Below are 19821 nucleotides of genomic sequence, written 5' to 3'. Positions count from 1 at the left end.
CATGCTTCTGACGATCGACGTCGGCAACACGCACACCGTGCTGGGCCTGTTCGACGGGGAGGACATCGTCGAGCACTGGCGCATCTCCACCGACGCGCGCCGCACGGCCGACGAGCTGGCGGTGCTGCTCCAGGGCCTGATGGGCATGCACCCGCTGCTCGGCGACGAGCTGGGCGAGGGCATCGACGGCATCGCGATCTGCGCGACCGTGCCGTCGGTGCTCCAGGAGCTGCGCGAGGTGACGCGCCGGCACTACGGCGACGTGCCCGCCGTGCTCGTCGAACCCGGCGTCAAGACGGGCGTGCCGATCCTCTTCGACAACCCCAAGGAGGTCGGCGCCGACCGCATCATCAACGCGGTGGCGGCGAACGAGCTGTACGGCGGCCCGGCGATCGTCGTCGACTTCGGTACGGCGACGACCTTCGACGCGGTCAGCGCGCGCGGGGAGTACGTCGGCGGGGTCATCGCGCCCGGCATCGAGATCTCCGTCGAGGCGCTGGGCGTCAGGGCGGCGCAGCTGCGGAAGATCGAGGTGGCCCGGCCGCGCAGCGTGATCGGCAAGAGCACGGTCGAGGCGATGCAGGCCGGCATCATCTACGGGTTCGCCGGGCAGGTCGACGGCGTGGTCAGCCGGATGGCCCGGGAGCTGGCCGAGGATCCGGACGACGTGACGGTGATCGCGACGGGTGGGCTGGCGCCGATGGTGCTCGGCGAGTCCGCGCTGATCGACGAGCACGAGCCGTGGCTGACCCTCATCGGGCTACGACTGGTCTACGAGAGGAACGTCTCGCGCCTCTGAGCGGGGCGGCGACACCCCCACACGCCACACTCGCGCCTTATGTCGAATTTGTCTGATTAGCGCGTATCGTCGGCCTATGCCTACGCCATACGGAACCCGCGGCGGCATGGCGTTCGGCGCGGAGGAGCTGCTCGTGCTTCGCCGCGCCCTCGCCCTCGCCCTTCAGCCCCGTCCCGCCAGCACCGAAGACGTGCAGGACTGTCGCCGGCTCGCCGAGTCACTCGACGAGGCGATGCACGAGGGTGTCCGGCTGCGCGCGTTCCTGGTGGCCGATCTCGCCCGGTACCGCGCCGCCCTCCCCGGTGCGGCCGCCGGCTACCTCGCGCTCCTCGCCGAGTGCCTGGGTGCGGGCCACCGGCCCACGGACGACGACCTGGCCGCCCTGTGCGCCCTGCGCGGCGACCCGGTCGCCGTGGCCCTCCTGCGCCGCTGCCGGACGCTCGTTCCGCCCTCGGCGCCCCCTCTCGCGCCCGGTTCCGCGCGACCCGTCCCGGCCGTCGGGCCGGCCCCCGCCGAACCGCCCGCCCCGACCGACCCCGCCCACCCGTTCGGCCTCCTCCGGCCGGCCGGAGACGCCGCGCCGGCCCTCGGGGCCTCCCGCGGCGCGCTCCGGGCGGTCGCGGGAGGGCCGCCGGTCGACCGGGAGGGGCGGCAGCAGGAAGGTCAGGGAGGTCAGGAAGCCGGAGAAGCCGGAGAAGCCGGGGAAGGCGGGGAAGGCGGGGACGGGAAGCCCGCCCCGAAACCCGCCGCGAAGCCGGGGGAGCGGCCGGCCCCCGCGCGGCCCGGGGCGGCGCCCGCGCCGAAGCCCGCCCGGCGGCCCGTGCCCACGCCGGGCGAGGTCTTCCCGCGGCGCAAGCCGGGCCCGCCCTCCGGAAAGCCGCAGCAGCGCCTCGCGGCGGTGTGACGCTCCGGGCCACCCCGCCCCTGTTTGTCCCGCCGCCATGGCTACTCTGGATCCATGGACTATGTCTCCGCACTTGTTCCCCCGATCGTCATGGCCGCGTTCTTCATCGCTCTGGTCAGGGTGATCGTGAAGACCCAGGGCGGGGCCGCCAAGGCCAAGGAGGACGCCGCCGTGGACGCCGCCCTCGCGCGCGCACAGAGCGGCCCTCAGGCCTCCGCGGCAGGCGCGTCCACCGACGCCTGACACGGCCGACGGCGTACGGCCCCCGCGTGAGGACACCCTCACCACAAGGTCGTACGCCCTTTTTGTTCGCGTTTGGGTCGAAGGCGTATGTTCGGCACGCCATGGCCGGGATCTGCCACTAGGGTGCTGAGTTGTGCCTCGGCCCCTGGGAGAACTCGAAGACGCGGTCATGACGCGGGTGTGGAAGTGGAACCGCCCGGTGACCGTTCGGGAAGTCCTGGAAGACCTTCAGCGGGAGAGGTCCATCGCGTACACCACGGTGATGACCGTTTTGGACAATCTCCATCACAAGGGCTGGGTGCGCCGCGAAGCCGAGGGCCGGGCCTATCGATATGAGGCCGTCTCCACCCGCGCCGCCTACGCCGCCGCACTGATGAACGAGGCCTGGTCGCAGAGCGACAACGCCGCCGCCGCTCTCGTTGCCTTCTTCGGGATGATGAGCGACGAACAGCGGCAGGCCCTGCGGGATGCCGTACGCATCGTCGAAGGCACCGCCGAAGGCGCCCTCCGGGGAACCGGCGCCGCCGAAGTCCCGGAAACCGCCCCGGCTCCCGATACCGCCCGAGCTCCGGAAACCCGTGACGAGAACCCCGGCTCGGCACGGGACGGCCGCGGGCGATAGCGTCCGCTCATGTCCGTAGAACGTCCCGAAGAGACCGCAAAAGCCATCACTGTCCGACGGGCCCGGACCGGCGATGTCCCCGCAGTGCGCCGACTGCTGGACGCCTACGTTCGCGGGCGCATCCTGCTCGACAAAGCGACGGTGACGCTTTACGAGGACATCCAGGAGTTCTGGGTCGCCGAACGGGACGACAACGCCGAGGTCGTCGGCTGCGGCGCACTGCACGTGATGTGGGAAGACCTGGCGGAAGTGCGCACTCTCGCGGTGAAGCCGGGCCTGAAGGGCGCCGGGGTCGGACATCGGCTGCTGGAGAAGTTGCTCGAGACGGCACGCAGGCTCGGTGTTCGCCGCGTATTCTGTCTGACCTTCGAAGTGGACTTCTTCACCAGGCACGGCTTCGTGGAGATCGGTGAGACGCCCGTCGACGCCGATGTGTACGCGGAGCTGCTGCGTTCCTATGACGAGGGCGTCGCGGAGTTCCTCGGTCTCGAACGAGTGAAACCGAACACCCTGGGCAACAGCCGGATGCTTCTGCATCTGTGATCCACATTCCGCCCGGCCCGGCGTGCCCGCGTTCCCTATGTCCGAAACGCGCATGTTTCCGGACGGAGTGAGTGCCCGGTCTCTCCCAGGGGTTTGTGTTTTTCCCGCAAAAGCGGTTTGCTTTCCGATGTACTGCTGCACTGCATATAACAGGGGACGGCGAATCGGCGGACACCGACCATCCCCGATCCTCACGTTATCGATGAAAGGAAATCCGGTGGCACAGAAGGTTCAGGTCCTTCTTGTCGACGACCTCGACGGCGGCGAGGCGGACGAGACCGTGACGTTCGCGCTGGACGGCAAGACCTACGAGATCGATCTCACCACCGCTAATGCGGACAAGCTTCGTGGCCTTCTCGAGCCGTACGTCAAGAGCGGCCGGCGCACCGGGGGCCGCGCTTCGGGCGGGCGCGGAAAGGCGCGCGCCGCTTCCGGCGGCGGCCAGGACACCGCGCAGATCCGCGCCTGGGCGAAGGAGAACGGCTACGAGGTCAACGACCGCGGCCGGGTCCCCGCGTCCATTCGCGAGGCCTACGAGAAGGCCAACGGCTGATCAGGGGCCTGTGTCAGCCCCTCGCGGAACGGGAACGGCTGGGCGCACGCGCGCCGCAGCCGGATCCGGTGGACGTGTGTCGCCACCGTGTCCACCAGGCGTACGAGATCGGGGGTGCCCCCACCACCCCCCACGGCCGACAGTGTCGGCAGCGAGGCCTCGACCTCGCACCCAGCCCCGGGGGGCCGCAGCCACACGGCGGCCCCCTGTGAACCGGAGCGGCCGGGGTTGAGCGGCCGCGGCCCGAGCGGACCGGCGCCCGGGGGCGGCGGAGCGTCCATCAGCGCGCCCGCGCCCAGCGCCACCAGGTCCAGGTCCAGCGCCGACGGGCCCCACTCCAGCCACTCCAGCAGCCCCGGCAGCTCCTCCGCGCTGCCCGCGGCGACCAGCAGCCGCATCCGGTCCCCCCGCACGGCCACCGGAGAGCCGGGCCCCAGATGGCGCAGCGCCGCACGTCCGGCCTCGGCGGGCACGTCCAGGACGTCGAAACGGCGGCCCACGACGAGTCGTACCGGCGCCCCGGGCGCCGTGGCCCAGCCCAGCTCGTTCTCGTACCAGTGCCGCCAAAGCCGCCGGTGCCGCGCCGCGTCGCCGGACTCCGGCGGTCGACGCAGCGACCGGGGGGAATGGGGAGACCGGGGAGAACGGGGAGAACGGGGAGAGGGAACCGGAACGGGGACCGTGGAAGGACTGCCGACCATGCCTGAGAAACCGCCCGAAACCCGTCGGAGTTACGCTCGGTATCAATGGGTGCGCGAAGTGTGCCGGGCGAGAGGGGTTCGCGGGGTTCGGAATGGGCGCGAGGTTGTTCGCCCATAGCTGAGGGAACCCGGGCACCCGGCATGCAATGTCAGTCGGTGCGGGTAAGACATGCCTAGTGGGAGGGGGCGACACGCAGGCGGCACCCGGGCAGAGGAGTCTCACGTTCGCCATCGGCGTACTGGCGACTGGGGTAACTGCCTGGCCTGCGGGAACATCGTCTCGCACCATCAGGTTGGAGCAGATGTCGGCGTTCAGGGTCAGGAGGCAGCGTTGGTTCTCGGTCCGGTGTCGGCAGTTGGAATGAGCGGTCCCCGCTTGCGGGACTAAGCTGCGGAAGGACAGGGAGGGGAAGTTCCCCCCACTGCCTGACCGCTCTGAGGAGCGATTAACGATGTTCGAGAGGTTCACCGACCGCGCGCGGCGGGTTGTCGTCCTGGCTCAGGAAGAAGCCCGGATGCTCAACCACAACTACATCGGCACTGAGCACATCCTCCTGGGCCTGATCCACGAGGGTGAGGGTGTCGCCGCCAAGGCCCTTGAGAGCCTCGGGATTTCGCTCGAGGCGGTCCGCCAGCAGGTGGAGGAGATCATCGGCCAGGGCCAGCAGGCCCCCTCCGGCCACATTCCCTTCACCCCCCGTGCCAAGAAGGTCCTGGAGCTGTCGCTCCGGGAAGCCCTCCAGCTGGGCCACAACTACATCGGCACGGAGCACATCCTGCTCGGCCTGATCCGTGAGGGCGAGGGCGTCGCCGCCCAGGTCCTGGTCAAGCTGGGCGCCGACCTCAACCGGGTGCGGCAGCAGGTGATCCAGCTGCTCTCCGGCTACCAGGGCAAGGAGACCGCCACCGCCGGCGGCCCTGCCGAGGGCACCCCCTCGACGTCCCTGGTCCTCGACCAGTTCGGCCGGAACCTCACCCAGGCCGCTCGCGAGTCCAAGCTCGACCCGGTCATCGGGCGCGAGAAGGAGATCGAGCGGGTCATGCAGGTGCTGTCCCGCCGTACCAAGAACAACCCGGTGCTGATCGGTGAGCCCGGCGTCGGCAAGACCGCCGTCGTCGAGGGCCTCGCCCAGGCCATCGTCAAGGGCGAGGTGCCCGAGACCCTCAAGGACAAGCACCTCTACACCCTGGACCTCGGTGCCCTGGTCGCCGGCTCCCGCTACCGCGGTGACTTCGAGGAGCGCCTGAAGAAGGTGCTCAAGGAGATCCGCACCCGCGGCGACATCATCCTGTTCATCGACGAGCTGCACACGCTGGTCGGTGCGGGTGCCGCCGAGGGCGCCATCGACGCGGCGAGCATCCTCAAGCCGATGCTGGCCCGCGGCGAGCTGCAGACCATCGGTGCCACCACCCTGGACGAGTACCGCAAGCACCTGGAGAAGGACGCGGCCCTGGAGCGCCGCTTCCAGCCCATCCAGGTCGCCGAGCCGTCCCTGCCGCACACGATCGAGATCCTCAAGGGCCTGCGCGACCGGTACGAGGCGCACCACCGCGTCTCCATCACCGACGAGGCGCTGGTCCAGGCCGCCACCCTGGCCGACCGGTACATCTCGGACCGCTTCCTGCCGGACAAGGCGATCGACCTGATCGACGAGGCCGGCTCCCGGATGCGCATCCGCCGGATGACCGCGCCGCCGGACCTGCGCGAGTTCGACGAGAAGATCGCCGCCGTCCGCCGGGACAAGGAGTCCGCGATCGACTCGCAGGACTTCGAGAAGGCCGCCTCCCTGCGCGACAAGGAGAAGCAGCTCCTGGCCGCCAAGGCCAAGCGGGAGAAGGAGTGGAAGGCCGGCGACATGGACGTCGTCGCCGAGGTCGACGGCGAGCTGATCGCCGAGGTCCTCGCCACGGCCACCGGCATCCCGGTCTTCAAGCTGACCGAGGAGGAGTCCAGCCGCCTGCTCCGCATGGAGGAGGAGCTGCACAAGCGGGTCATCGGCCAGGTCGACGCCGTCAAGGCGCTGTCCAAGGCGATCCGCCGTACCCGTGCCGGCCTGAAGGACCCGAAGCGTCCGGGTGGCTCGTTCATCTTCGCCGGCCCGTCCGGTGTCGGTAAGACCGAGCTGTCCAAGGCGCTCGCCGAGTTCCTCTTCGGCGACGAGGACGCACTGATCTCCCTCGACATGTCGGAGTTCAGCGAGAAGCACACGGTCTCCCGCCTCTTCGGTTCGCCCCCCGGCTACGTGGGCTACGAGGAGGGCGGCCAGCTCACCGAGAAGGTGCGCCGCAAGCCGTTCTCGGTCGTCCTGTTCGACGAGGTCGAGAAGGCCCACCCGGACATCTTCAACTCGCTGCTGCAGATCCTGGAGGACGGTCGCCTGACCGACTCCCAGGGCCGGGTCGTGGACTTCAAGAACACGGTCATCATCATGACGACCAACCTCGGCACCCGGGACATCTCCAAGGGCTTCAACCTGGGCTTCGCGGCCTCGGGCGACACGAAGACCAACTACGAGCGCATGAAGAACAAGGTCTCGGACGAGCTCAAGCAGCACTTCCGGCCCGAGTTCCTCAACCGCGTCGACGACGTGGTGGTCTTCCCGCAGCTGACGCCGGGCGACATCCTGCGGATCGTCGACCTGATGATCGGCAAGGTGGACGAGCGCCTGAAGGACCGGGACATGGGCATCGAGCTCTCCCAGTCCGCCAAGGAGCTGCTGTCCAAGAAGGGCTACGACCCCGTTCTGGGCGCCCGGCCGCTGCGCCGGACCATCCAGCGCGAGATCGAGGACACGCTCTCGGAGAAGATCCTTTTCGGCGAGCTGCGCCCCGGTCACATCGTGGTCGTGGACACCGAGGGCGAGGGCGAGTCCCAGACCTTCACCTTCCGCGGTGAGGAGAAGTCCGCGCTGCCGGACGTCCCGCCGATCGAGCAGGCGGCCGGTGGCCCCGGACCGAACCTGAGCAAGGAGGCGTAAGCCTCAGCGGCAACCGAGAGGGGCCGGCGCCCGAAGGCGCCGGCCCCTCTCGCGTGTGTGCGCGGTTCGGTACGGCCGCCCGGTGAGAGGCGGGCCACATGGCCGCCGTCACACGGAAACGGCGCCCACCCCCGCTCTCCGGTGACAAGGCACACAGGTACTCCGACCCGTACTACGACGCTTAGTGGGGGACAGGGGGTGAAAAAGCGGATATTCGGGACAGCGGAATGGTCTGGATTGGGGTCCTTTCAGGGTATTTGTCCTGAATGAGGGAGGCGTCAAGAGGCGTACGACACCACCCGCGCTTACTACTTTCCGTCGTAGTGGGGGTGTTTGGGCGTCGGTGACCGGCCGGGTTACCAAGGGATGGTCCGCCCGGCGAAGGCACATGCGTCCGGGTGGCTTCCCTGCCCCCCACCCCCAGAGGTTTCGATGTTCCAGCGCGCCACGTCCCGTTCCGCCCGTGCGACCAAGCTCCGTACCCGCGCCGCCGTCCTGGCCGCCGGTCTGGGGGTCTCGGTCGCGATGGGTGCGGGAGTAGCGTCCGCCGCGACCACGGCGGCCCCCACCGCCGGCGTCGCGCAGTCGGCCGCCGCCTGGACGGCGCCGGTGAAGCAGTTCGCGCTCAGCGCCGGCTTCAACCAGGCCGGCGGTCACTGGGTGCACAAGCACAGCGGCCAGGACTTCGCCGTGCCGACCGGCACCAAGGTCGTCGCCGCGCACGGCGGCACCGTCGTCAAGGCCGGCCCCAACGGCGCCGGCGACGGCCCCGCCTACGGCAACGCCGTCGTCATCAAGCACGCCAACGGGACGTACTCCCAGTACGCCCACCTCTCCCGTGTCGACGTGCGCATCGGCCAGGTCGTCGCCACCGGTCAGCACATAGCCCTGTCCGGCAGCACCGGCAACTCCACCGGCCCGCACCTGCACTTCGAGATCCGCACCACCCCGAACTACGGATCCGCGCTCAACCCGCTGGCCTACCTGCGCTCGCACGGCGTGGCCGTCTGACCGGCCCGACGCCGCACCACGCCGCCGCCCGCTGAACGACAGCGGGCGGCCATGGTGTGTCAGGGCGCGTGCGCCCCCCGGTGCGCCTGGGTCACCAGATCGACGGCGACCTCGAGGACGGCCTTGCGCCGCTCCGCGGGGTCGCCTTCGAGGTCCTGCATGACGAACATCCCGGCGTGCAGGGTGAAGATGGCGCTGACGCAGCGGACCTGGTCGACCAGGCTCGCGCCCGGGTCGATGATGATGTCCCGCAGACCGCGCATCCGGTCCTTGAAGGTGTCCCCGATGCGCAGCTCCCGCACGGTCGCCTGGTTCTCCTGCATGAAGCGGAACAGCGGCGCCGCGTCGGCGAGCGCCTGGTCGTAACGGCGGACGATCTCCTGTTTGGTCTCCAGCGTGTGCGGCTGGCTCCGGCCCCACTCGATCAGGTCCTCCATCGGCCGTGTGAGGCTCTCGAAGAGGCTGACGAGGATCTCTTCCTTCGTCTTGAAGTGGTAGTACAGAGCCGCCTTGGTGACGTCGAGGCGCTCGGCGATCTCGCGCAGGGAGGTCTTCTCGTAACCCTGCTCGGCGAAGAGTTCAAGTGCCACGTCCTGGATGCGCTGGCGGGTGTTCCCGCGGCGCTGCTGCCTCGTGCCGTCCATCGTGACGTCCATCCTCGTACTCCTCGAGCTCCCTGGACACCTTGCCTGCCGGTGGGTCGGCAAAACTTACTTGACGACCGGCTAGTTGGGGGTCTACTTTCCAGAGTGTAGCCAACTTGCCGGTCGGCAAGTAAGTACCAGTCGACTGGGGGAGCAGGACGGATGGCGCTGACCGCGAAAGCCGAGCCGGAAGCGGCGCAGGCAGGCAAGCAACCCAGGAGCGTGCGGGTCGTCCTGCTCGCTCTCATGATCGCGATGATGCTCGCGATGCTCGACAACATGATCGTGGGCACCGCGATGCCGACGATCGTCGGTGAGCTCGGCGGTCTTCAGCACCTGTCCTGGGTGGTCACCGGCTACACCCTCGCGACCGCGGCGTCCACGCCGCTGTGGGGCAAGCTCGGCGACATGTACGGGCGCAAGGGCGCCTTCATGACCTCGATCGTCATCTTCCTGCTCGGGTCCGCGCTGAGCGGCATGGCCCAGAACATGGGCGAGCTGATCGGCTTCCGCGCCATTCAGGGCCTCGGCGCGGGCGGCCTGATGGTCGGTGTGATGGCCATCATCGGCGACCTGATACCGCCGCGGGAGCGCGGCAAGTACCAGGGCATGATGGCCGGCGTCATGGCGCTCGCGATGATCGGCGGCCCCCTGGTCGGCGGCACGATCACCGACAACTGGGGCTGGCGCTGGTCCTTCTACATCAACCTCCCGCTCGGCGCGATGGCACTCGTCGCGATCAGCGCCGTGCTGCACCTGCCGAAGAAGCGCTCCGAGGCGCGGATCGACTACCTGGGCGCCGTGCTGCTGACCGTCGGCATCAGCTCCATCGTGCTCGTCACCACCTGGGGCGGCTCGGAGTACGCCTGGGCCTCGGCGCGGATCATGGAGCTCATCGCGATCGGCGTCGTCGCGCTCGTCGGGTTCGTGCTCTGGCAGGGCAAGGCCACCGAGCCGATCGTGCCTCTGCACATCTTCCGCAGCCGCAACTTCAGCCTGATGTCGCTGATCGGCTTCATCACCGGCTTCGTGATGTTCGGCGCGGTGCTGTTCCTGCCCCTCTACCAGCAGTCGGTGCAGGGCGCCTCGGCGACCAACTCCGGTCTGCTGCTCCTGCCGATGCTGGCCGCGATGATGGTCGTGTCGCTGGTCGCGGGCCGCGTCACCACCAGCAGCGGCCGCTACAAGGTCTTCCCGGTCGTCGGCAGCGTCCTGATGATCACCGGGCTGTACCTGCTGTCCCTCATGGACACCGGCACCACCCGCCTCACCTCCGGCCTGTACATGGCCGTCCTGGGCGCGGGCATGGGCTGCCTGATGCAGATCACCATGCTGGTCGCGCAGAACAGCGTGGAGCTGAAGGACATGGGCGTGGCGTCCTCGTCGACCACCCTCTTCCGTACGCTCGGCTCCTCCTTCGGCGTCGCGATCATGGGCGCGCTGTTCAACAACCGCGTCCAGCACGTGATGGCCGAGCGCGCCGGCGCCCTGGGCCGCGGGATCACCGAGCAGTCCGCGCAGCTGGACGCGGCGAGCCTCGCCAAGCTGCCGGCCCAGGCCCGTGAGGCCTACCAGCACGCGGTGTCCGCCGGCACGCACTCGGCGTTCCTGCTGGGCGCCGTGGTGGCGGTGGTCGCGCTGGTCGCGGCGGTGTTCGTCAAGGAGGTCCCGCTGAGGGGAGCGGGACCGGCCGCGAAGGACCGGTCCGGCGCGGGCGAGGCGTAGGCACGTCAGGACGTGACGGAGGCCGCCTGACCGTCCGAGCCGCGGTCGCACGGCGCGGACCGTCCGACCGCCCGGGCCGAACGTGAGCGAGGGCCCGTGGAGATCCGCCGGGAGCGGACTTCCACGGGCCCTCGACATGCCCGCCGCCCCGCCGTCCGCCCGCTCTGCCGCTGCGTCACTGCCCCGGCAGCAGGGGATGGCTGCCCGTGTTCGTCGGGGCGTGTTCGGGGAGCCACAGGACGGCGACGGCGCCCTCGGCCGGGATGTGCTCCGGGGCACCCGCGGGGCGGACGTTGCGGAAGGTCAGACGGGCGCCGAGGACGCGGGCCTGACCCGCCGCGATGGTCAGGCCGAGGCCGTGGCCGTGGCCGGCGCGGTCCCTGCTGCCGGTGCGGAACCGGCTCGGGCCCTCGGCGAGCAGGTCCTCGGGGAAGCCGGGGCCGTGGTCGCGCACCCGGATGACCCGGCCCTCGACGGTCACCTCGATCGGCGGCCTGCCGTGCCGTGCGGCGTTGGCGAGCAGGTTGAACAGCACCCGCTCCAGACGCCGCGGATCGGTGGTGACCTCCGACTCGTGCACCACGCGGACCTCGATGTCCGGGTCCTTCGCGGCCACCCGCCGGGTGACGAACTCACCCAGCACGATGTCCTGGAGTTCGGCCCGCTCCGAGGCGCCGTCGAGCCGGGCGACCTCCAGCACGTCCTCCACCAGCGTGCGCATGGCCTTCGCGCGGTCCAGGACCAGCTCAGTCGGCCGGCCCGGCGGCAGCAGCTCGGCCGCCGTCAGCAGCCCGGTCACCGGAGTGCGCAGCTCGTGCGCGATGTCCGCCGTGACCCGGCGCTCCGCCTCCAGACGCTGCTGGAGGGCGTCCGTCATCGCGTCCACCGCGCGCGCGAGGTCGTCGGTCTCGTCGCGTACGACGCCTCCGATGGCGTCCTGGACCCGTACGTCCGTCTCGCCCTTGGCGACCTGGTTGGCCGCGGTCGCCGCCTTGCGCAGCCGGCGCGAGAGCTGGCCCCCTATGAGCACCCCCAGCGCGCTTCCGCCGAGGACGACCGTGATGGAGCCGATGACCAGGGCCTGGTCGAGGTCGTTGAGGATGTTCGTGCTGCGGTCGGTGAAGTGCGTGTGCAGGGACAGCACGTGTCCGTCCTTGACCGGTACCGCCGCCCAGATGTCGGGCAGCTTGCCGGTGTGGTCGGCGACGTACGTCGCCCGCCGCCCCTGCTCGACCTTCTCCCGCAGCTCGGAGGGCAGTTCCGGATCGTCGATCCGGATGCCGGGGAAGTTCGGCCGCCCCGACAGCTCGAAGTTGCGCTGGGCGATCTGGACCCGCTCGTCCGCCAGGTCGCGCGCGCTGTCCAGCATCGACACCCGGGCGGCATTGTGCACGACCAGACTGAGCGCGACCGCCACCAACGCGCCGACCAGTGCGATGGCCGCGCTGAGCTTCCACCTCAGCCCCGTACGGATGTCCGCGCGCCCCAGGCGCTCGGGGAGCAGGCGCCGTGAGATCCCCGGCATGACCGCCCCGCTCAGGCCTTCAGCTTGTAGCCGAAGCCGCGGACCGTCTCGATGCGGTCCTGGCCGATCTTCGTACGCAGCCGCTGCACATGGACGTCGACCACGCGGGTGTCGCCGCCCCAGCCGTAGTCCCACACCCGCTCCAGGAGCTTGTCCCGGGAGAGCACCGTGCCCGGAGCCGAGGAGAACTCCAGCAGCAGCCGCATCTCCGTGGGTGTGAGCGCCACCGGCTGCCCGGCCCGGCGCACCTCCATCCCCTCGGTGTCGACCTCCAGGTCACCGAAGCTCAGCACCCCGCCGTCCACCGCGGCACCCTCCGCGTCGGCCCGGACGCCTCCGGCGTGCCCGAAGCGGCGCAGCACCGCGCGGATGCGGGCGACCAGGACGGCGCCGTCGAACGGCTTGGTCACGTAGTCGTCGGCGCCCGCCTCCAGGCCCAGCACCACGTCGATGGAGTCCGCCCGCGCGGACAGCATGATCACCGGAACGGTCGACTCGTCGCGGATGCGGCGGCACAGGCTGACCCCGTCGAGGCCGGGGACCATGACGTCCAGCAGAGCGATGTCGGGCCGGCTCGCCCGGAACGCCTCCAGGCCGGACAGCCCGTCGGGCATCGCCGTGACCGCGAAGCCGACCCGCTCCAGGGCGAGCTGTGTGGCCTCGCGGATGACGTCGTCGTCCTCGACGAACAGGACGTGGGTCTGTTCTGTCATCCGGGTGCTCTCAGTCCTCGTGTGCTTCTCGTCGTGCGGTCCGCCCCACCGTACGGGCGCGCGTCGGCCCCGTCCCATGGTGAACCGGTCGCAGGCGCGCGCGCCCGCGGCGGACGTGCCCGTTCGTCTCGCGCCCCCGCCTATTGTTGCGCGGCCGCCGCCGCGGGGTCCGCCACGCCGTCGTCAGTGGCCGGGGGAGGCCGTCGGGCCGCCCCCGACGGCCGTGCTGTACTCGTTGCGGGTGCTGAACTCCTTGACGAACCGGCCCGCCGTCCAGCGGTACGTGATCACGTCCTCGCCGGACGGGCTCGACACCGGGTCCCCCCGCGCGTACACCTGCTTGGTCACCACGAGGTCGCCGCGGTCGATCTCGGCGTAGACCGGGGGCTCCTCGGCCGCGAAGACGTTCTCGTACCGGCCCCCCTGCTCGCGGTACACATAGGCGCCCACACCCACGGCGTCTCCGCAGGTCAGCACGTTGATGACGATGTCCTCGACCGATCCCGCGGTCAGGTCCCCGTACGACACGTCGACGGGGTACTCGTCGGCCACGCACGGCTTGAGGCCGCGCTTGACCGCGGCCGAGACGTGCGGGTCGTCCTCGATCAGCCGGACCGGGTCCAACCGCTGGGCCCGGCCGGTGGGGTCGGGGGAGGGGGCCGGGACGGTGCCCGGGGCCGAGCCGGCGTGGGCCGGGCCCTCGTCGCGCGCGCCGGTGCCCCCGGTACCGCAGGCGGACGCCGAAAGGGCGAGGGCGGCGAGCACGGTCATCGCCGTGATCGCCGCCTTGACGGTGTCCCGGGCCCGGCTGGGCCCGGGACACGTACCCCTGCCGATCAGGCCGCGCAACGCTCCCGCTCCTCATACTCCAGCGCGCGTGCGACCAGGTCGCGGGCCTCCAGCTCCTCGCGGAGCCGGGCGAGCGCCCGGTGCAGCGTGCTCTTGACCGTTCCCGCGGACATGCCGAGGGCGGCGGCCGTCTCCTCCGTGGACATCTGCTCCCAGTGTCGCAGCACCACGACACTGCGCTGCTTGGGCGCGAGCACCTTCAGGATGTCCATGAGGAGCGCGCGGTCGGCGTGCTGCTCGGTGGAGTCCTCGACCCGGGCGTCCGGAAGCTGCTCGGTGGGGACCTCCTCCAGCTTCCGGGCCCGCCACCACTCGGTACGCGTATTGATCATCACGCGGCGCAGATAGGCGTCCGCGAGCCGCTTGTCGGCGATGCCCTCCCAGCGCCCGTAGGTCCGCGCGAGTGCCGTCTGGAGCAGGTCCTGCGCTTCGACCGGGTCCGGGACCAGCCGGCGCGCACTGCGCAGCAGCGCGTCCTGCCGGGTACGCACGTACTCCTCGAACTCGAGCACCTCACCCTGCGCCATGTACGACCGCCTCCGATCCCCGTTTCCCGACCCGCCTGCCGCCGGTCTCCACGTCCTGAGCGGACGGGCTGTGGTCGGCAGCCGTCCGGTGCCCGTCAGGCACGCAACTGAAGGTACGGAGGCGTTGTCACGGCGTTGTCCGAGGCAGCCTGCGACCAGCCCTCGGCTGTACGTCGGTTGTGTAACGGAAGTAGGAGCGGGGTAAGGCGGTGCCCTAATTTGTCCCTTTTGGGGGTGATTTGGAGGGTCGAGTGGAGTGCAGGTGTGTGACACGAACACCCGCGACACGCCCTGAACCCATGGCCGGCCTGTGAGGTGACCGTGGATCAGGCGCGGGGTGTCGGATGCGCGGTGTCAGGTGTCGGGTGCCGGACACGAGGTGACCGGCGGTCAGGTGAGGGGTCAGGTCAGCGGCAGCCGGTACAGCCCGCCCGGCAGCGGCTCCACCAGGCCGTCCGCGACGAGTCCGTCCAGGGCCCGGGCCCGCTGGACCGGCTCGTGCCAGACCCGGTCGAGCACCGGCTGCGGGACGGGTGCGTGGGCCTCGCGCAGCACGGCGAGGAGCTTGCCGCGCACCTGCCGGTCCGTGCCGGCGTACGTCTGCCCGCGGCGCGGCGGCCCGTCGTGCGCGGGCTTGCCCGCGAGCCGCCAGGCGCAGTGCGCGGCGATCGGGCAGCGCGGGCACGACTCGTTCTTCGCCGTGCACACCAGCGCGCCGAGTTCCATGGAGGCGGCCGCCCAGCGGGCCGCGGTCCCCTCGTCCTCGGGCAGCAGGGCGCGCGCCAGACGCCGTTCGGCGGCGGTGGTGGCGTTCGGTGGGTACTGCACACCGGTGACCGCGCGGGCCAGCACCCGGCGGACGTTGGTGTCCAGGACGGCGTGTCGCTGGCCGTACGCGAAGGACGCGACCGCCGCGGCCGTGTACTCGCCGATGCCCGGCAGGGCGAGCAGTTGCGCGTGCTCGGTGGGTACGTCGCCGCCGTGTCGTTCCGTTATGGCGACCGCGGCGCCGTGCAGGCGCAGGGCACGGCGCGGGTAGCCGAGCCGGCCCCAGGCGCGGACGGCCTCGCCCGGCGCCTCCTTGGCGAGGTCGGCGGGCCGGGGCCAGCGGTCGAGCCACTGCTCGTAGACCGGCAGCACACGGCTCACCGGCGTCTGCTGGAGCATGAACTCGCTGACCATCACGCCCCAGGCGCCGGCGTCCGGGCGTCGCCAGGGCAGGTCGCGGGCGTGGTCGTCGAACCAGGCGATGACCTGGGTGTGCAGGGTCGGTCCGAGGGAGGTGCCGGAGGCCTCGGCGCCGGTGGGCGTGCCGGTGGCCGGACCGGCGTCGGTGGCGTGGGCCGGGGTGTCGGGGCTGCTGTGCGGGGGCAGTGTGGGCGCAGTCATGGCCTTCCGATCCTGCCACGTGGGGGTGGGCGGCCGTGTGACCCGGCGCGGGCCGGTGTCGTCGCGGACCGTGTCCGGGCGGTCACGACGGGGTCAAAGAGGCCCGCGGGTACGGACGTTGCTCTGATGATGATCCGGAAAATTGTCCTCGGCCCGGCGGGTGGGGCCGGGGAAGCCGACGATCTCTCGTACAGTTTGGGCCGTGGGATCTCTGCGCAATCCGGTCGGTCCGCTTCCCGCCTCCATCTACTGGCGACGGCGGCTCGTCATGCTGTCCGTGGTCGCGCTGCTGGCGCTGCTGATCGCCTGGCTCGTCCCCTTGGCGGGCGGCAGCCGCAAGACCAACGGCGGCGGAGCGGACGGCAAGCATCCGGGGCCCTCGACCTCGACCATTACGCCGGGGCCCTCCGGCTCCGGGCCCGCGATCAGCCAACACCCCGGCGGCCGGGACGAGTCCGGCGGCGGTGACTCCAGTGGATCGGGGCCGGGATCGGGATCGGGATCGGGGCCAGGATCGGGGTCGGGGACCGGTGACACCGGCGACACGGGCGGTTCGGACGGCGCCGGCGGGGGCGGGAACGGAGACGGTGCCGGTTCCGACGGGTCCACCGGCGGCGGGAACGACGGCGGCAAGAGCGGCAGCGGTCCGGGCGCGGTGCTGCCGGCCGGCAGCACGCTGCCCAACTGCACGGCCGGAGCCGTCAAGTTGACGCTGCGCAGCGTCCACAACTCCTACGGGCCCGGCCAGACGCCGGAGTTCGAGCTGACCGCCGTGAACTCCTCCGGCGGCGACTGCAAGGTCGACCTCGGGCCGAAGTCCGCCGTGGTGACGATCAGCCAGGCCGAGAGCAGCGCCGCCTACTGGTCCTCGGCCGACTGCCCCGGGACGGCCGGGAGCCGGCTGTACCGGGTGCCGGCGGGCAGCGACATCACGTACACCGTCCGGTGGGACCGCAAGCCGAGCGCCCCGCAGTGCGCGACGCCTCCGGCCGGTTCGGCCCGGGCGGGCACCTATCTGGTCGAGGCGAAGGTGCCGGGGTACGCGAAGCTGCGCACGTCGTTCGTGCTGTCGGAGGACTGAGCGGGCCGGGCGGACCGAGGCGCGTCGAGGCGGGCTGGGCCTGACCGGGACGCGTTGAGGCGGACACGCTGACCGGGATGCGTCGAGGCGGACGGGGCGGTCCGAGGCGCGTTGAGGCGGCCCGGAGCGGACCGGACCGGACCGAGGACGGTCGAAGCAGGTGAAGCAGGTGAAGCAGGTGAAGCAGCCGAAGCGGACCGAAGGTGAGCGAAGAGGCCCGAGCCGGTCGGCCGTGGCCGGCGCCGGTCAGACGTAGCGCTCCAGGATCGACGACTCCGCCAGCCGCGACAGGCCCTCGCGGACGCTCCGCGCCCGCGCCTCGCCCACGCCGTCCACCGTCTGAAGGTCGTCGACGCTCGCGGCGAGCAGCTTCTGCAGGCCGCCGAAGTGTTCGACCAGGCGGTCGATGATGGCGCCGGGCAGCCGGGGCACCTTGGCCAGCAGGCGGAAGCCGCGCGGGGAGACCGCCGAGTCGAGGGTCTCCGGGGAGCCGGTGTAGCCCAGCGCGCGGGCGACGGCGGGGAGTTCGAGCAGCTCGGCCTGGTGGAGCTTGTCCAGTTCGCCCAGCGCCTCCTCGACCGTGCGGGAGCGCTTGGCGGTGGGCTCCGGAACGTAGTCCCGCACCACCAGCTCGCGCTCCGGCTCCACACCCGCGATCAACTCGTCGAGCTGGAGGGCCAGGAGACGGCCGTCGGTGCCCAGCTCCACCACGTACTCGGCGATCTCGGTGGCGATACGGCGCACCATCTCCAGGCGCTGCGCGACCGCCGAGACGTCCCGGACCGTCACCAGGTCCTCGATCTCCAGCGCGGACAGCGTGCCCGCCACCTCGTCCAGACGGAGCTTGTAGCGCTCCAGGGTCGCCAGGGCCTGGTTGGCGCGGGAGAGGATCGCCGCGGAGTCCTCCAGGACGCGGCGCTGGCCGTCGACGTAGAGGGCGATCAGCCGCATGGACTGCGAGACCGAGACCACGGGGAAGTCGACCTGCTTGCTCACCCGGTCCGCCGTACGGTGCCGGGTGCCGGTCTCCTCGGTCGGGATCGTCGGGTCCGGGACCAGCTGCACGCCCGCCCGCAGGATCTTCGACAGGTCGGACGAGATCACGATGCCGCCGTCCAGCTTGCACAGCTCCCGCAGCCGGGTCGCCGTGAACTCGACGTCCAGGACGAAACCGCCCGTGCACATCGACTCCACGGTCTTGTCGGAGCCGAGCACGATGAGTCCGCCGGTGTTGCCGCGGAGCACCCGTTCGAGACCGTCCCGCAGGGCCGTACCGGGTGCCACGGCGCTCAGGGAGGCGCGCATCAGGCCATCGGTGCCGGAACTCCCGCCGGACTTTCCGGGAGCTGCTGCCCGGTCGTTGGCTGCCACTGCACTCCTCCGGTCGCAGGTTCTTCAGGCGCTGCCGTTTCGCACGCTCGGTTCGTACGGACGGGCGAGACCAGGGCAAAGTCTACCGGCGGTCCTCCTGCTCCCGTGGGGCGTCCCGGCGACGCGAGCGGGGCAGGACCCGCAGCGCGTCCCCTATGTCGGCCACTTCCAGGACCTTCATCCCGGGCGGGACCTTGCCCGGGTCGCCCGGCACGAGGGCGTGCGTGAACCCCAGGCGGTGGGCCTCGGTGAGCCGGCGCTGCACGCCGGTGACCCGTCTGACCTCGCCCGCCAGACCGACCTCGCCGATCGCGACGAGGTTCTTCGGCAGCGGGGTGTCGCTCGCCGCCGACGCCAGCGCGAGGGCGACCGCGAGGTCGGCGGCCGGCTCGGAGAGCTTCACCCCGCCCACCGTCGCCGAGTAGATGTCCCGCTTGCCCAGCGCGCTGATCCGGCCCCGCTGCTCCAGCACCGCCAGCATCATCGAGACCCGGGAGGTCTCCAGGCCCGACGTCGTACGGCGCGGGGAGGGGATCTGGGAGTCGACGGTGAGCGCCTGGACCTCCGCGACCAGGGGGCGGCGGCCCTCCAGGGTGACGGTCAGGCAGGTGCCGGGCACGGGCTCCGCCCGGCGGGTCAGGAACAGGCCGCTGGGGTCGGCCAGACCCGTGATGCCCTCGTCGTGCAGTTCGAAGCAGCCGACCTCGTCCGTGGCGCCGTAGCGGTTCTTGACGCCGCGGACCAGGCGCAGGCGCGCGTGCCGGTCGCCCTCGAAGTGGAGCACCACGTCCACCAGGTGCTCCAGCAGGCGCGGGCCCGCGATGGCGCCGTCCTTGGTGACGTGGCCCACCAGGAGCGTGGACATGCCGCGCTCCTTGGAGGCGCGGATCAGCGCGCCCGCGACCTCCCGCACCTGCGCCATGCCGCCGGGCGCGCCGTCGATCTCGGGCGAGGCGACCGTCTGCACCGAGTCGAGGACGAGCAGGGAGGGCTTGACCGCGTCCAGGTGGCCGAGGACGGCGGCCAGGTCGGTCTCGGCGGCCAGATACAGGTGGTCGTCGATGGCGCCGATGCGGTCGGCGCGCAGGCGGACCTGGCTCGCGGACTCCTCACCCGTGACGTAGAGCGTGCGGTGCTCGTCGCTCGCGGACTTCGCCGCCACGTCAAGGAGCAGGGTGGACTTGCCGACGCCGGGTTCGCCCGCGAGGAGGACGACGGCACCGGGGACGAGCCCGCCGCCCAGGACCCGGTCGAGCTCGGGCACGCCGGTGGAGCGGGCCGTGGCCTGACGGCCGTCGACCTGGCCGATGGGGACGGCGGAGGTGGTGACCCGGCCCGGCGCCGTCGTACGGACCGCGGGCGTGCCGTACTCCTCGATCGTGCCCCAGGCCTGGCACTCGGGGCAGCGGCCGAGCCACTTGGCCGTCTGCCAGCCGCACTCCGTGCAGCGGTAGGACGGGCGGTCCTTGGTGGTCTTGGTACGGGCAGCCATGGGGAAAACCGTAGCGGCCGGCACCGACAGCCCGGCCGTCGCCGTCCTCGCCGGGACCCGAGCCGGCCCCGCGTGCCCGGCCGTCGCCGGGCGGGCGCACTCGAACGGGTCGCGGAATCCGAGGTTCACTCCTCTTACGAGGGATCGTTTC

Annotated in this window: 19 protein-coding genes; 10 read left to right on the top strand and 9 right to left on the bottom strand. The window is 71.2% G+C overall.

Going from position 1 to position 19821, the window contains the following annotated elements:
* The first annotated feature begins 1 nt into the window (after nt 1).
* The 6 genes from ACIHCX_RS36195 (at nt 2) to ACIHCX_RS36170 (ending at nt 3664) form a co-directional block, all read left to right on the top strand.
* Nucleotides 2-799 carry a type III pantothenate kinase gene (locus ACIHCX_RS36195; protein ID WP_400037283.1) on the top strand — a complete coding sequence of 266 codons (798 nt, stop codon included), beginning with the start codon at nt 2-4 and terminating at the stop codon, nt 797-799.
* A 76-nt stretch (nt 800-875) separates the two neighbouring features.
* Nucleotides 876-1703 carry a hypothetical protein gene (locus ACIHCX_RS36190; RefSeq protein WP_400037281.1) on the top strand — a complete coding sequence of 276 codons (828 nt, stop codon included), beginning with the start codon at nt 876-878 and terminating at the stop codon, nt 1701-1703.
* 54 nt (nt 1704-1757) lie between these two features.
* On the top strand, nt 1758-1946 hold the full coding sequence (locus tag ACIHCX_RS36185) for a hypothetical protein (protein ID WP_400037279.1): 189 nt from the start codon (nt 1758-1760) through the stop codon (nt 1944-1946).
* A 169-nt stretch (nt 1947-2115) separates the two neighbouring features.
* Entirely contained in the window at nt 2116-2568 is a 453-nt protein-coding gene (locus ACIHCX_RS36180) for a BlaI/MecI/CopY family transcriptional regulator (RefSeq protein WP_400037379.1), read from the top strand.
* A gap of 9 nt (nt 2569-2577) precedes the next feature.
* Entirely contained in the window at nt 2578-3111 is a 534-nt protein-coding gene (locus ACIHCX_RS36175) for an amino-acid N-acetyltransferase (RefSeq protein WP_400037276.1), read from the top strand.
* Between the two features lie 217 nt (nt 3112-3328).
* On the top strand, nt 3329-3664 hold the full coding sequence (locus tag ACIHCX_RS36170) for an Lsr2 family protein (RefSeq protein ID WP_390833760.1): 336 nt from the start codon (nt 3329-3331) through the stop codon (nt 3662-3664).
* Here the strand turns inward: ACIHCX_RS36170 and ACIHCX_RS36165 are convergent.
* Nucleotides 3643-4365 (bottom strand): SCO3374 family protein, encoded by a 723-nt coding sequence (locus ACIHCX_RS36165; RefSeq protein WP_400037273.1) that lies wholly within the window; start codon nt 4363-4365, stop codon nt 3643-3645. The genes ACIHCX_RS36170 and ACIHCX_RS36165 overlap by 22 nt on opposite strands.
* A gap of 452 nt (nt 4366-4817) precedes the next feature.
* Between ACIHCX_RS36165 and ACIHCX_RS36160 the strand changes: the two genes are divergently transcribed.
* Together ACIHCX_RS36160 and ACIHCX_RS36155 are read left to right on the top strand one after the other, a co-directional pair.
* The gene (locus ACIHCX_RS36160; RefSeq protein WP_400037271.1) at nt 4818-7343 is read left to right on the top strand and encodes an ATP-dependent Clp protease ATP-binding subunit; all 2526 of its coding nucleotides are present in this window, start codon (nt 4818-4820) and stop codon (nt 7341-7343) included.
* A gap of 432 nt (nt 7344-7775) precedes the next feature.
* A complete protein-coding gene (locus ACIHCX_RS36155; protein ID WP_400037269.1) occupies nt 7776-8354 on the top strand; it encodes a M23 family metallopeptidase in 579 nt (192 codons plus the stop codon).
* Nucleotides 8355-8413: 59 nt separating this feature from the next.
* Here ACIHCX_RS36155 and ACIHCX_RS36150 read toward each other — a convergent pair whose 3' ends face one another.
* The gene (locus ACIHCX_RS36150) at nt 8414-9010 is read right to left on the bottom strand and encodes a TetR/AcrR family transcriptional regulator (RefSeq protein WP_400037267.1); all 597 of its coding nucleotides are present in this window, start codon (nt 9008-9010) and stop codon (nt 8414-8416) included.
* Between the two features lie 150 nt (nt 9011-9160).
* On the opposite strand from ACIHCX_RS36150, the gene ACIHCX_RS36145 reads away from it, so the two are divergent.
* The gene (locus ACIHCX_RS36145; protein WP_400037265.1) at nt 9161-10723 is read left to right on the top strand and encodes an MDR family MFS transporter; all 1563 of its coding nucleotides are present in this window, start codon (nt 9161-9163) and stop codon (nt 10721-10723) included.
* A 175-nt stretch (nt 10724-10898) separates the two neighbouring features.
* On the opposite strand, the gene cseC is transcribed toward ACIHCX_RS36145, so the two are convergent.
* The 5 genes from cseC to ACIHCX_RS36120 all read right to left on the bottom strand — a co-directional run bounded on the left by cseC (nt 10899) and on the right by ACIHCX_RS36120 (nt 15726).
* A complete protein-coding gene (gene cseC / locus ACIHCX_RS36140; RefSeq protein WP_400037262.1) occupies nt 10899-12248 on the bottom strand; it encodes a two-component system sensor histidine kinase CseC in 1350 nt (449 codons plus the stop codon).
* 11 nt (nt 12249-12259) lie between these two features.
* Nucleotides 12260-12961, bottom strand: a complete 702-nt coding sequence (gene cseB / locus ACIHCX_RS36135) for a two-component system response regulator CseB (protein ID WP_400037260.1) — start codon at nt 12959-12961, stop codon at nt 12260-12262.
* A gap of 183 nt (nt 12962-13144) precedes the next feature.
* Nucleotides 13145-13810 carry a hypothetical protein gene (locus ACIHCX_RS36130; RefSeq protein ID WP_400037258.1) on the bottom strand — a complete coding sequence of 222 codons (666 nt, stop codon included), beginning with the start codon at nt 13808-13810 and terminating at the stop codon, nt 13145-13147.
* Nucleotides 13798-14337: a SigE family RNA polymerase sigma factor gene (locus ACIHCX_RS36125; protein ID WP_400037256.1), complete on the bottom strand. Its 540-nt coding sequence runs from the start codon at nt 14335-14337 to the stop codon at nt 13798-13800. Before ACIHCX_RS36125 ends, ACIHCX_RS36130 begins: the two co-directional genes overlap by 13 nt.
* Before the next feature lie 402 nt (nt 14338-14739).
* Nucleotides 14740-15726 (bottom strand): A/G-specific adenine glycosylase, encoded by a 987-nt coding sequence (locus tag ACIHCX_RS36120; RefSeq protein WP_400037254.1) that lies wholly within the window; start codon nt 15724-15726, stop codon nt 14740-14742.
* A gap of 202 nt (nt 15727-15928) precedes the next feature.
* Here ACIHCX_RS36120 and ACIHCX_RS36115 point away from each other — a divergent pair, with 202 nt between their 5' ends.
* Nucleotides 15929-16807, top strand: a complete 879-nt coding sequence (locus tag ACIHCX_RS36115; RefSeq protein WP_400037252.1) for a hypothetical protein — start codon at nt 15929-15931, stop codon at nt 16805-16807.
* A gap of 246 nt (nt 16808-17053) precedes the next feature.
* On the opposite strand, the gene disA is transcribed toward ACIHCX_RS36115, so the two are convergent.
* Both disA and radA read right to left on the bottom strand, forming a co-directional pair.
* Nucleotides 17054-18178: a DNA integrity scanning diadenylate cyclase DisA gene (gene disA, locus ACIHCX_RS36110; protein WP_400037250.1), complete on the bottom strand. Its 1125-nt coding sequence runs from the start codon at nt 18176-18178 to the stop codon at nt 17054-17056.
* Nucleotides 18179-18260: 82 nt separating this feature from the next.
* Nucleotides 18261-19670: a DNA repair protein RadA gene (gene radA / locus ACIHCX_RS36105; protein WP_400037248.1), complete on the bottom strand. Its 1410-nt coding sequence runs from the start codon at nt 19668-19670 to the stop codon at nt 18261-18263.
* Nucleotides 19671-19821: the final 151 nt, after the last annotated feature.

This window comes from Streptomyces sp. NPDC052043, assembly GCF_044548235.1.
GTDB lineage: Bacteria > Actinomycetota > Actinomycetes > Streptomycetales > Streptomycetaceae > Streptomyces.
The sequence above is the reverse complement of the archived record's forward strand: the minus strand, read 5'-3'. Positions and strand labels throughout refer to the sequence as shown.